The organism is Chryseobacterium sp. CFS2 (genome assembly GCF_036543225.1).
Classification (GTDB): Bacteria; Bacteroidota; Bacteroidia; order Flavobacteriales; family Weeksellaceae; genus Chryseobacterium; species Chryseobacterium culicis_A.
The window spans coordinates 470,263-483,987 of record NZ_JAZHQU010000002.1; the positions used below are offsets into that span (position 1 = coordinate 470,263).

General features: G+C 35.1%; 8 protein-coding genes and 1 pseudogene. 2 read left to right on the plus strand and 7 right to left on the minus strand.

Features of this window, described 5'->3' with window-relative positions:
- Nucleotides 1-48 precede the first annotated feature (48 nt).
- The 5 genes and pseudogenes from qatD to ODR02_RS05510 all read right to left on the minus strand — a co-directional run.
- The gene (gene qatD / locus ODR02_RS05490; protein ID WP_309511800.1) at nt 49-783 is read right to left on the minus strand and encodes a Qat anti-phage system TatD family nuclease QatD; all 735 of its coding nucleotides are present in this window, start codon (nt 781-783) and stop codon (nt 49-51) included.
- A gap of 7 nt (nt 784-790) precedes the next feature.
- Nucleotides 791-2,122: a Qat anti-phage system QueC-like protein QatC gene (gene qatC / locus ODR02_RS05495; RefSeq protein ID WP_309511801.1), complete on the minus strand. Its 1,332-nt coding sequence runs from the start codon at nt 2,120-2,122 to the stop codon at nt 791-793.
- The gene (gene qatB, locus ODR02_RS05500; RefSeq protein WP_309511802.1) at nt 2,122-3,000 is read right to left on the minus strand and encodes a Qat anti-phage system associated protein QatB; all 879 of its coding nucleotides are present in this window, start codon (nt 2,998-3,000) and stop codon (nt 2,122-2,124) included. Before qatB ends, qatC begins: the two co-directional genes overlap by 1 nt.
- A 10-nt stretch (nt 3,001-3,010) precedes the next feature.
- Nucleotides 3,011-4,864 carry a KAP family P-loop NTPase fold protein gene (locus ODR02_RS05505; RefSeq protein ID WP_331835072.1) on the minus strand — a complete coding sequence of 618 codons (1,854 nt, stop codon included), beginning with the start codon at nt 4,862-4,864 and terminating at the stop codon, nt 3,011-3,013.
- Nucleotides 4,865-5,083: 219 nt separating this feature from the next.
- Nucleotides 5,084-5,881 (minus strand): annotated as a pseudogene (locus ODR02_RS05510) (YifB family Mg chelatase-like AAA ATPase); the annotation flags it as partial.
- A 283-nt stretch (nt 5,882-6,164) separates the two neighbouring features.
- Between ODR02_RS05510 and ODR02_RS05515 the strand changes: the two are divergent.
- Together ODR02_RS05515 and ODR02_RS05520 are read left to right on the plus strand one after the other, a co-directional pair.
- The gene (locus ODR02_RS05515) at nt 6,165-7,373 is read left to right on the plus strand and encodes a PepSY-associated TM helix domain-containing protein (protein WP_309511804.1); all 1,209 of its coding nucleotides are present in this window, start codon (nt 6,165-6,167) and stop codon (nt 7,371-7,373) included.
- 10 nt (nt 7,374-7,383) lie between these two features.
- Nucleotides 7,384-9,507 carry an outer membrane beta-barrel family protein gene (locus tag ODR02_RS05520; RefSeq protein ID WP_309511805.1) on the plus strand — a complete coding sequence of 708 codons (2,124 nt, stop codon included), beginning with the start codon at nt 7,384-7,386 and terminating at the stop codon, nt 9,505-9,507.
- A gap of 151 nt (nt 9,508-9,658) precedes the next feature.
- Here the strand turns inward: ODR02_RS05520 and ODR02_RS05525 are convergent, their stop codons facing one another.
- Nucleotides 9,659-10,861 carry a hypothetical protein gene (locus ODR02_RS05525; RefSeq protein WP_309511806.1) on the minus strand — a complete coding sequence of 401 codons (1,203 nt, stop codon included), beginning with the start codon at nt 10,859-10,861 and terminating at the stop codon, nt 9,659-9,661.
- 7 nt (nt 10,862-10,868) lie between these two features.
- Nucleotides 10,869-13,229, minus strand: a complete 2,361-nt coding sequence (locus ODR02_RS05530; protein WP_309511807.1) for a TonB-dependent receptor — start codon at nt 13,227-13,229, stop codon at nt 10,869-10,871.
- Between the last annotated feature and the right edge of the window lie 496 nt (nt 13,230-13,725).

Below are 13,725 nucleotides of genomic sequence, written 5' to 3' on the forward strand. Positions count from 1 at the left end.
TAATTCAACTACAATGGATTTTTTGCTTAGTTTTTAATAAGATTTGCATCAGTGCTTAATTGATAAAACATTTTTAAAATTATCAAGTAACTTTCCCTTTAATATTTCTGACTGGAATTTCTTTACAGCACTTAACTCCTGAATAAGAAATTCTGCATTGTATGGAATTTTGCTACTCCTATCAACTCCTATAAATGGACTATCGGACTCCAATAATAATCTGTCATCTGGTATGTTTTTTATAATATTTAAACCATTCTTGGACTTCAGCATAGCTGAATTTATTGAAAAATAAAAGCCATAAGATAGAGCAGTCTCTAATTCTTTTAAAGAACCAGAGTACCAATGTAAAATAACAGTCCCAGGAAAATTGTTGCCTAAAATTGATAAAACTTCCTTTTCAGCCTTTCTTGAATGAATGGTTAATATTTTATCCCGTTTGTCAGCACATGCAAAAATGATTTTTTCAAAAATCTGCTTTTGCTTAGCAAAATCATCAAATGATTTTTTTTGATTATCTAACCCAATCTCACCTATATATCTAGTCTCGTTAAGATACTTAAGAAACAAATCTAACTGATCACTAAATTTAAAAACTAATTCTGGATGATAACCTAAGGCGGGACGAATATATTTACACCCTTCACATAATTTTTTTGTATGAAAAAAAACTTTTGGAAGGTTTGTTACAGCTATCGTATAAACTTGCCTTTTTTCAATATTTTTAATAAGTGAGTATGGATCTTCAAATAAGTCTAAGTGGAAATGAGTATCAAATAACATTAAGCATTTAACTGTTTAAAAATTGTTCAACTTCTGACATACCCCTTTGATAAACTGATATGTATTCATTTAGTTCATTTAAAGTGGAGTAAGGAATAGGACCTGATCTTATAATTTGCAAAGCTAGTGAATGTTCATTATTAATGTCTGATAATTTTTCTAATCCTATCTTAAATGCACGATAATCAGAACCTTTTTTATATTTTTGAGACGGAACCGATTCTCTCACATCTCCAATTGCATAGGTTGTGAAAATTTCTCCAGTTTGATACTCGGATGCTTGACGAATTATGCACGGAACGCAATATCCACAATTAAGAGGTTCTCTTCCTAAAAACCTCCCATTTTCTGGATGGGAACATGACATTGTTGTGGCAATATGTTCTTTTAAAAAGTCAATATCTTCACATTGCAATATCATTTCACCCTTAGTTTTAAACCTATAAGGATTTTCAATTTTATTGTTTATTCCTAATTTTTCAAATATACTATTTAATCCATCCACAAAAAACGGATGGGTAGTTCTTGTACTGTGGCTACTAAACCTTGATTTTGTAAGAGGTATATTTAGTGAAATAAGACCATTCTCTGGAAGAATCATCTGAATACCATCACCAATACTATTAGCAACGGCAACCCCAAGTGTTATAAATAAGAAAGAGCGAGCTCTTGAAGAGTTCTCTTTTTCTGCTGTAGAGTTTTTTTGATTTGGCTGTACCCAAAATTTTTGAGATTTAAAACTTGTATTGCCAAACTGAGCTTTTAAAGCCCCTAAAACTTTATCTTGAATTTTGCTTTCAGAAGTTTTGTGATGACTTACAAAAAATGGTATTTCCCCATTTGATAGAAGATCTATTGCTCCAATAAACGAATCTAGACCACCTGAAAGTAATGATACTTTTGTAATACCATTTGGATTTCTATTTTCTGGCAATACAAAATCTCTAATTTCTTCACTCTGTCTGAATACAAATTCCCATTTATCCCCACTTAAAAAGCTTAAATATTTGTTGAACTCTTCACTTACAGCATCCCAAATTTCAAAATCTTGTACTGGAAAATTGACAATGAAATATCTAGACCATCCTTGAAAACCATTGTTCTTTCTTGATACAACCTGATCAATCGTGTATATGGCAAGGGCAAAATTTAGTAAGTCATAAATTACATTATTGGGTACAAGACCTGAATGACTTAGATCTCTTAATATATTTTCCTTGACCATTTTATTCACATCTGTATGATCAAGCTGAATTTCCAGCACGTCTTCTTGCTGATCTTCAGCATATTGAAATGTATCAGAGCTATGTATTTTTACTATTATATTTTTTGTTTTCATTATTCAAGAGTTGAGTATGCAGTTTGAAAAATTTCTTCTATTATTATGTAATTCACACGATCATTTAAATTAAATGTTTCAATTGGAATATCTCGATATCTCTCAATTGTCTCAGCTCGAATAAAATCTTTAACTTGTATTTCTAAATTTATAACTTCTCTTTCTGTAACATCACCTCTTTCAATTGCTCCACCAAGCTCATACATCCATTTATTAAAAATATAGTTACTAACAAACTCAATAAGTGTATCTTTTATTTGTTCTAGATTTAATTGGCTTATACTTGTAAAATCACTTCCTTCTTCTTGCATTTTCCCATACAATGAGTCCAAGGTCGAGATAAGAGCTTCACGTGCTATAGCTTCATCATTTGTAGCTCCAATTGGTGCTAATGCGTTAGCTATTGCTATACAAACCTCTTCCGAGGTTCTCCCAATAAACTCATCTATTCCGAGCCCCTGTAAAGCATTTGCTATCCCTCCTTCAGCTATACTTCCTAAGAAGTTCGCATAGTTTTTACCTGTTATTACACCTTGCACAGCGGCTCTTGTTGCTCCTCTACTTCCGCCTAAACTGTTTACATAATTTTTGCCAGCCTTTCTAATTGATGCTCCAGATCTTGCATTTGATAGCCTCGTTAGGGCTCCTTTAGATTTCCCCCAATCTTTGGATTGATTCAATGGATTTATTTGTTCTAAAGCTTCATCTTGAGATTGCTCTTCTTGCTGATCATTATTTGCCGTATCATTCTCAAGATCATTATTTTCGGTTTCCGGTTGTTGTTCATTTTGTTCTCTTTCTGGTGGATTAGGATTAAACCAATCAGGTAAAAGTGGTGGAGATCCTGTTGGTCCCCCGTTTGAAGCTGATGTTCCCATGATTTATTAATTATTTTATTTTTTTTCTAACAATCTTTGCAAAGTTTTCATTAGCAGATTTACTCCATACACTAAAAAGATGGTTTAAAGCTTCAGGATTAGAAGTCCTCAATAGCCTATCAGTAAGTGTTATAGCGATTAATGGTAATTTATGGTCTGGATATTTTGTAAGAAAAGTAATAGCTTGTGATTTCAAATCTGATTTTTCCTCACATAAATAAAATAATGCTTTAAAAGCTTTGCTGTCATTAAGATTTTCTTCCTGTTTCACCTTTTCTGTCAAAGCTTCAAAAACAGATGCTGCTTCGCTAGAAGATAATGTATTTAGTGATTTTATTGCAGACTTACGAACGATTTCAGAATCACCTAATAATCTCCGAATTGTTTCTTGTGCCTTTGGGGTCATACGCTGAAAATTAACTGCGCTAATTGTTAATTTATCTCTAGAGAAATAGAAGTAAGGTTGTAAATTTTCTTTTCCTAATTTAGGTTCACTTTGGATCCACTCAACAATCCAATTATCTTCTAATAATATCTTCTCTTCTGAGCTTGCTTCATCTCCTTCTGACGTATCTTTAGACTCAGCATTTTCTTGTCCATAAGTAATTGTTTCTAACTTATCTATCAGAGGAATAGCACCATTATTCTCTGCTTGAATATCATGAAAATCTGTAAATGTTTCTGGCTTAAAATATTCTAACAACATTAATTTTGCAAGCACTCTTTTCTTTAATTCTATTCCTTTTGCAGAAGCCATGCTAATTCTTATTAACAGAGTATTAAGAAATCTTTTTGCTTGTCTAGGGTTTCCATTTAAACCAGTGCTCAAAACCGGTACTATCTGAGAACAAAGAGCAATTGCATCTTCAAACTCCTGATTACCGATACGAAAAAAATCAGAAATATTACTTTGGTCTAAGGCAAAATCAAATCCATTTGTTGATTTTGCATTTATAACCTCATTTCTTCTCAGTTCAAAATCATCTGTATCTACAGAATATAATTGAGAAAATAACAAATTAACATATGTCGTCAATTCTATTTTATTTAAAGGGGGAATTCGAATAGGATATTGAATTAACTTTTCTAGATAATCTCTACCTATCTCAAGATTTTCCCCAGCTAATTCCGGGAATCTTCTTTTAACAGCATATTTGATTAATCTTTCATCTGCTCCAATTACAAAAGCCGTTTTCTTCGTAAATAAAAAAAGCTTAATCGCTTCAAGAGTACCTATTATTGTATCAGGAGAACAGCGATCAAGATCATCTATAAATACTATAATTTTGTCTATTTTTGTTTCATCAATAAGTGATTCAAAATTTTTGTGAAATTCCTGGATATTATTTCTCAAACTCTCGTCTGAGTCTTCTATTTCTTTTCCTTGTCTTTCTTTTATATATTTTTCATAATCCCCATCGCTCATTTTCCCCATTGCATCAGCCAATGACACCCCAGCAAGTCCTACCGGTCCTAATGTTAAAAAACTCATTCCATATTTCATCGATGATCCTGCGACTTTAATCCAATCTATTCTTTTTAATAATTTAGCCGCATATTTAATAGCTTTCTCGGAAAATGTTCGTTTGTTTATTATTTCATCTACAATCCGCCCCATTAATACAGATTTTGCATCTTCATATCCCTCAAATAACCATCCGTTAAATTTAATTACCAAAATATTTTCTTCATTTTCATATTTTTTTTCAATCATTTTCATTAAACTAGACTTTCCACTTCCCCAATCTCCATAAATTCCAATACTACAAGGCAATAGATTATCTTTATCAATTATTGTTGTTACTGCTTTCATTAAATAACTATAATCAATATAGTCCGAAAGAGATTCGTTGTCATTCCACATACTTTAGTGATTTATATCAAAATTAATATCTAATCTTTATAACTTTTTACGGTAAACCGTAATTCATGTATTATTTTTGAGAAAATATACAATTGCGCTAAAATTCTTAAAAATTAGTGAATAAATATCTAGTAAAAACACGGTATTTCATGTTGCACTAATACAATGATATTATTATGAATATTGTAAGTTTATCATTTTTAGTTGTATATTATCATTTACTTTTGTAATTGACACTATTTTCCCGGCTACAGAATGAATTTTCGTTGTTTCCAGCGCTTCTTTCAATGTCAAAGGAGGTAAAATACTGGGAACTCTTTTGGCCAGCATCGTTTTTCCGCTTCCGGGCGGACCGATCAAAATGATATTATGACCGCCTGCTGCTGCAACTTCCATTGCTCTTTTGGCGGTTTCCTGACCTTTAACCTCGGAGAAATCAAAAGGAAAATTGTTGATCTTCTCATGAAACTCTTTTCTGGTATCCAATGTCATTTTTTCAAGTGGTTTTCCTTCATTAAAGAAATCAATAACTTCTTTGATATTTTCTACCCCATATACTTCAAGGTCACTGACAATAGCAGCTTCTCTGGCATTTTGTTTAGGGAGAATAATTCCTTGAAAGCCTTCTTCTCTTGCCTGAATAGCAATAGGTAAAACGCCTTTAATAGGCTGCAGGCTTCCGTCGAGAGAAAGCTCGCCCATAATAATATAATTCTCAATTTCTTCTGCCAAAATCTGATCTGAAGCAGCTAAAATCCCGATCGCTATACTCAGATCATATGCTGAACCTTCTTTTCTGAGATCGGCAGGAGCCATATTAATGGTAATTTTCTTTCCGGGAATTTTAAATCCTACATTTTTCAGTGCTGCAGAGATTCTGTAGCTGCTTTCTTTAATCGCATTATCGGGGAGACCTACAAGATGGTATCCTACTCCTCCGGTATCTACATTTACTTCAATAGTAATGGTCTGTGCGGCCACTCCATGAATGGCACTTCCATAAATTTTGATCAGCACGGTGTGTTTTTGAAGTAAAAATAAACAATATAGTATTTTGAAAATCTGCAAGTTACATTAATGATTTTCTATGTAAATAAGTATATCTAAAAAGATATCAATAAAAAAGCATTGGGATAGATTCTTCAAGACTATTAAGATTTTCATATGGCTCGGATAGCATACCTGCTAATAAAAATCAGGTTTTAAAGGAGAAATAAAGCCTTATTATTTGTTTAGAATTAATATAAATAAAGGTATATTTGTGACTTATTTATTTTTAATAAGACTAAATAGATATAAAATGCAACAGACCGGTCATAAAAAATCCAAAGGGACCTTCAAAAAATATATTCTGAAAGCTCATTTATGGCTCGGATTGTTTTCAGGTATTATTGTATTGATAGTTTCTTTATCAGGTGCATTTTTTGTTTTCAATGAGGACATTACCGCTGCATTACGCAAGGAAACGACCTTTCATGGAGAAAAAGATATTCAGCATAAGAAGCCAATTCCTATACGCGAGTTAAAAGATATTGTGAATGCCCAGCTGAAAAGTGAAATCGTAAAAACAGATGAAGTAACTATTCCTATAGATCCCGCCCGCTCTTATCAGTTCGGACTGATTAAAGTTAATGAAGAAGGTTGGAATCACTTCAATACCTTCATTGTTTTTAAAAACGTTTATGTCAATCAATACACAGGAAAGGTACTTGCCATATATGATGTAAAAAATAATCCTTTCTTTATCTGCATGACCCTGCACCGCTCATTACTGCTAAGCAATAAAATTGGCGGTACTATCGTGGGAATATCTACCATCATCTTTGTCATAATGCTGATTACCGGAATTATCCTATGGTGGCCGAAGAATAAAAAAATGCGTCAACAGCGTCTATGGTTCCGTTGGGAGAAGGTAAAAGGCTGGCGACGTAAAAATTATGACGTACACAATATCCTTGGCTTTTACGCCTCTTTTCTGGCGATTGTTGTAGCCATTACCGGTATTATGTATTCGTTCCGGATTACCCAGGTGTGGGTATATGCATTACTCAATGGCTTTTCCACTGCTACCCCAGATTACAGTCAATATAAAACAACCGCTCCCGAATCTGTGGAGACTGCAACAACCATAGACCGTATCATAGAACAGGTAAAAACTCATTATCCAAAAGCTTATTCTTTTGGACTTGATCTGGAAGACCATGCTGAAGCAGATCACAAACACGATAATTTAAGCATATGGATCAAGGATAAGGAATTCACTTATGCCGAGTCTTCGATGATGATTTTCGATGAGCATTCCGGGAAGCTTTTATTTAACCATCCCCACGAAGACAAACCTATGGCTGAAAGAGCTACAGATGCTACGTATGATCTACACGTGGGAGCTTTTTTTGGAATGCCCGGAAAAATTCTGGCCTTTATCATGAGTTTATTCTGTGCCTCATTGCCCATAACCGGATTTATGATCTGGTGGGGAAGAAAAAATAAAAAAAAACCAACAACCTAAATCTATTATCATGAAGAAACACTATATATGGCTACCTTTAATGGCGAGTCTGAATGCCTACGGACAAACTGAAAGCCAGAACGATTCTATACAAACGGATAAAATCTCAGAGATCAGCGGCATCGTAGTAAAAGGGAGTAAAGCCGTTTTCCAGCAAAAAGCTGATAAAATGATTTTTAATGTAGAGAATAGTGTGTTGTCTGATGGCACTTCTGTTTTGGAACTGCTTGGCAAAACTCCCGGTGTGGTAGTTTCGCAAGAAGGTGAACTCTCATTACGAGGCAAAAAAGGAGTAAGTGTAATGATTAACGGTAAGCTGAGCTCGCTGTCAGCAAAAGAACTTGCTAACCTGCTGCGTTCTACCAATTCCACACTGGTAAAAAATATTGAAATAATTGCCAATCCTTCCTCTAAATATGATGCTGCGGGAAATGCCGGCATCATTAATATTGTACTGAAAAAAAGCTCATCAGAGGGACTGAGTGGCAACTATTATCTGAACGGAGGAAGAGGCCGTAAAAGCAGAATAAATACAGGATTGAGCCTGAACTATACTCATCATAAACTCTCTCTACATGGAGACTACAGCTATACTTTTCGTGGCGAAGAAGAAAGACGAAACTTTAGCCAGATTTTCTTCGATGAAAAGCAACCTCAACAAATAACCAGGAGAACAGATCAGAATTCGATGACCAATGAGCCTTTAACTTCTAATAACTTTAAGTTTGGCGCTGATTATGCTTTTAGCGACAAAACAACTATTGGTGCTTTATTTGATGCTAAGATAGGACGATATGAAGATTTTTCGAAAGGGGAAAACAGAATATTCCAGCCGATAGATAACCTGTTTGCTCATGTACTTTCAGATAATAAAAGCAAGGAAAACTGGTACGATTATACCTATAATTTAAAAGGTACGCATATCTTAAATGATAAGGATTATAAGGTAGATGTGGATCTGGAATACGAAACTTCACGTTTTTCTTCCCGTCAGAATCAGATTTCAGATGCATTGGTGAATCTGGGGCCAGAGAAATTCAACAACAGAAGAGGCAACATTGCTTCCCGCCTGAAGGTTTTCAATGCTAAGGTAGACTTTACCCTGCCTTTTAGCGAAATGCATAATCTGGAAACAGGGTTGAAATCTACTATAAAGTCTAATAACAATCCTTCTGAGTATTTTATAGAGCAGGATAATGAATGGATTAATGATGATAAAGCAAGTAATGAATATGCATACAAGGAGCAGATACATGCATTGTACGCCAACTACAAGCTGAATCTGACGAAATGGACATTTCAACTGGGGTTAAGAACAGAAATAACCCATACAGATATCAATCAAAAAACTTCCGGGGAACAACGAAAAAGAGATTATACAAATCTTTTTCCAAGTGCATCAATCAAATACCAGATGGATGATCAACATGGATTTTATGCCTCATACAGTAAAAGAATCAACAGACCCAGTCACTTCGATTTGAATCCGTTCCGCTTTTATGATGATCCTTTCAATTACTGGCAAGGAAACCCCAATCTGAATCCGGAATTTACCCACGCAACAGAATTGGGATATACCTGGGGAAAATACATTATTGCATCAGCCTATTTTAGTGTTACAAATGATGTAATGACAGAAGTATACAACTATCAGCCAGACACAGGAATCCTCGTAAAAACTCAGGATAATCTAAACAAATCTTATGTATATGGCGCCAATATTACAGCCACTACAAAGCTTTTCAAATGGTGGTCACTTACTTCTATGCTGAATATATTCAACAGTGAATATAAGGGCAATTATCAGAATTACTCGGTCAACAGTTCTCAACTGGCATTTACGTTAAATGCACAAAATAGCTTTAGCATTGCAAAAGGATTGAAAGCAGAGGCTAATGGACAGTATTTTTCGAAATCTAATATTGGCTTGTTTATCCGTGATGCTTATTTTGACCTGACATTAGGGGTTTCTAAAACATTATTAAAGGATAAAGCAACCGTAAAACTTGCAGTAACGGATTTATTAAAGACCAATAATTACCGGGTAACAGGAAATAATTTCAGCTCTACCATCCGACAAAAATACAATCTGGACAGCCGTGTGGTAACGCTTTCATTCAACTATAAACTTTAACCCAATTATATCCGGGCATTTTAGTACAGCCTTGTCAAGGTTTATAACCTTGACAAGGCTTTTTTTAAACAAAGTATCGACAATAGTTTAACAAAAAACCGGTTCTCAAAAATTTTGAGAACCGGTTTTTTATCAAATAAATATGCTATAATTAGTCATATAATTTATCGAAACGGGCAAATCCGGAAATACTATTGGGAAGCTTCATTCCTCTAGTTATTTTATCAGTTTGCTGATCATAAATCCAGACAAAATTCCCTCCTTTACTGGCATTTACAGCAATGTATAATTTGTTATTCTGAACAAACATCCCTTGTTCGTAAGGCTCATCTCCCGGCAATTCGTCCAGAACCCTTACCAACTGCTTGGTTTCGATATCTATAATAGCATATCGGCCATTGTAGCTGTCTCCTAATGCCGGATCACGATACAGAACTACCATTTTATTATTACCAATATAATCGATAACTGTTTCCAAAGGCTTGCCCCCGACAAGATTGGTAAGATTGATCTGATATCCTGCATCAGGCGAAGTTGCCCCTTTGAGGGCCCTGAAAAGGAAAATATCACTTGTTCCTGCTCCTGCCCGTGGAAAACATGTATAATAAAAAGCTTCTTTATCTTTTGTAAAAGTAGTTTTAAAATAAGGAGAACCATTGGCTACCCCAGAACTTCGGTTATCCGTTATGGAATTTTTTACTTTGAAGGTATTATAATCTATTACAGCAAAATTGTAATATTCAGGAGTGAGCCATTTACCATTGCGGAAGCTGTATTGCAAATAGATCTGTCCATCCATATACGTCATAGCGCCCAGCGAATAGAAATTATAAGCGTTTGGGAAAGGCTGAAATCCTTCAATCTCACCCTGACGGATAATACTAAGGTCTGTGGTATTGAAAACAGTATAACGTATATGCTGACCATCTCCTGTATCTCCTACAGCAACCAAGGTATGATCATCTATCCAAACATAACTGGCAATATCACTGATATAGGTATAAGGCACTTCTTTTACCGTCGTCAGCCTATCGTGCGTATATTTAAATTTTTTGAAGATGCCCTGATCGGTTTTATAGTTGTAGATAAAGCCATTTTTTACAATATAGGAGTAAGTTCCTTTGGAGTTAATTTCATCTCCTTCTTTGGTAATATCCATTTCACCTTTTGTCAGGTCATTGGTAGCTGTCATGTAATGTACAGTATTGGGCCAGCTTCCAAGAGCGGAAAGTAAAAAATATTTATAGTCTTTTTCGCCACTTTCAGATTCGCCGGAACCAGGTTCGCGTTCACAGCTAAAAAGGGTTAAACATACAAGTATTAAAAGTATACTGTTTTTGAAATAATGTGTCATGATCTTTTTACTTAAGTAGATATCTGAATTTTACATAGAAAGCACGTCCCTGCTTCTGAAGTTTAAAGTTGTCATAGGCCAGTGCATCCCCAATGTTGCTTACATCGAACGCCAGATTATACCTCCCGTTCTTCATGGAATAGCTTATCCCTATGTTGTGAAGGGTTTGTCTTGGAATGATTGGAATGTTTCGTGGATTTCCATAGGATTTCCAGTTTTTGTAGAACCATTCTGTCATCTGCAGCCCGTAGTAAAGCTCTATCCTGCTGTCTTTCTGAAACCAGTCGTCTTTACCAACGCTTACATTTACATTTCCAAATAACCAAGGCTGGTTGGGAACATCCTTTTTGTAAGTAGCCGAAACGACATCTTCACTGTTATTGGCAAATTTTGTATTGTCATAAGCTTTGTTGTAGCTCACATTCATTAACACGTTCAGGAGTCTTTTGTATTGGTAACTTATCTCTCCCTCCAGTCCGCGGGTAAAGATATTAGACAGGTTTTCATATTTGAAAGTACTGTTATATAAATTGGGAACGGTATAAATAAAATCCTTTGTATCACGAATATACCCTGCCCCTTCTATACGGAAAGCATGCTGACCCCAATGGTGGCCATAGTACAAACCTACGTTTACATTATTACTGGTTTCAGGCTTCAGATTCATATTACTGGTTACAGCAACCCCGTCTCCGAAAATTTCCTGCGGTTCTACCAAACGATAAGAGCGTTCAAAAGATCCTTTTATTCCCAATCCTTTTGTAATTTTTACTGTGGTAGCGAAGCCGTAGCCCCAACTGCTAAAATTATCCTTTGCCGGATTATCTGTTCTGGTCACCGGATCGAAAACCATTTTCTGAAGTCCTACCTGATAGTATTTAGCAAAGAAAATATTAGTCCAATACTTATTGAAAAACTCCTGTTGATATGCCACAGATAAGATCTGTTTGGTCATCTTCGCCGGAGGCACATTCTTTTTTTCCTCTTCAAGTTGATTGAATGTGGTATTCTTAAGGTAATCAAGGACATAATTGAAGATAAGCTTGTGGTGTTCAACTATTTTGTAAGTAGCTCCTAGCTGTGAGTAAAGACGGTCTTCATGCTGCATGATAATAGTTCTTCCTCCTTTTTCACTTGTAGCAGAAGGTTCAAAAGTGTTATCCCAGCTATATTTACGCATAAGTGTATCTGTTGCTTTCTGAACACTTTTTGAGAAACCTGCATACACATTCACATCAAGATGATCATTGAATAGTCCTGTTTTTTTATACTTCATAAAGTAATTATGAGCCTCTCCGTTTTGCTTTACCCCGCCATATACTACTTCCTGATTGGAACCGGTCTGGATCTGTTTATCAAAAACGGATTGCGACATTCCGACAAAGAAAGAATCTGCCCAGCTTTTGTTTTCTAATCCTACCTCTGCCATCCCAAAAACAGATTGATATCTGTCATTAAAACGTTTCAGGTCTTTTAACTCATATTCGTTTTTAGCAACATTCCAGATTTTCATATCCTTCATCAGATAGTTGTTATCTGAATGGTTATAAAAACTGTTGATACGCAGGATAATTCCTGTTTTATCGTCTTTAAACTGCCCATTCAGATTGATACGCTGTGTATTAAAAGAACCCAGGCTTATACTTGCATCCAGGTAATTTCTGCTGCTTGACGGCGTAATAATATTAACCGCTCCACCCATTGCATCCGTACTTAAATGGATAGGAACTACCCCTTTATAGATCTCTACACGGTCTGCCATATTTACAGGCAATGTACTCAGATCCACTCCTTTTCCAAGCATTTCCAAAGGAACGCCATCTATAAAGAATTTCACAGCTTTACCAGACATTCCGTTGATAGAGAAATTATAATCGGAACCTATACCTCCCTGTTGACGGACTTTAATCCCTGTGGTTCTGTTCAGAACCTGATTAAGATCTGCCGTGGTATTGGCCAATTTAGCAACATCTATAGCATTAACAGTAAAAGCACCGTCTTGCAGTGCTTTTACTTTACCTTTGCCGTGAACTACAACTTCTTGTACAGCCGCACGATCCTCAGCTAACTGAATATTTACGGGTGATACTCCACTGCCGAAGTTTATTTTCTTTTTGAGTCTTTTGTAGCCATCCAGGCTGAATACTAAGGTAGCTTCTCCCTTCTTGTAACTAATTTTGAAATTTCCGTTTTGATCGGTTTTTGTATTTATTTTTGTGTTTTCAACAAAAATAGCTACTCCATTTAATCCCTGCATTGTATGATTCTGTACAGCTCCTTGAACTGTAAAACCAGCATCCTGTGCTTTAATGAGGGAAATTGTAAGGGTAAAAATGAGAAAGATAAAAATACGCTGATACAATTTCATTATTTATAATTATTATAAATAGCAAAATTAAAGGTTCACCTGTAAACTCCCAAAGGAAAAAGGCTTTATTTTTAATTGTTCTAATTATAATTAATGTTGGATTATTTATAAATTCCTTTTAAAATTGTAACAGGCTTACATTCAGATGTAAATACAAAACCATGATTGTACTCTATTGTTGTCTGTATGAAAAAAGTCATATAAAAAGCAAAACATAGGGCTAGAGAACATTCACCCAAAAAAGGGGGCATAAAAAAATCGGTACAAAGAGATTTGTACCGACCCAACCATTATTAAAAACTAACGAAAATGATTATGTCATCTGAATTACTGAAAAAATTAAGTGTAAGTCAGGAAGGCGGATGCCAGAGAGAGTGAGCTCCTTTTGGGGGTAATTATGACCGTCATTAGATTAACAAGGATGAAATGTATCTATGAGCGTAAAGTATTAAAATAAATCACTTTAGTTCTTCTTCAATACAAGGAACATCCCTCG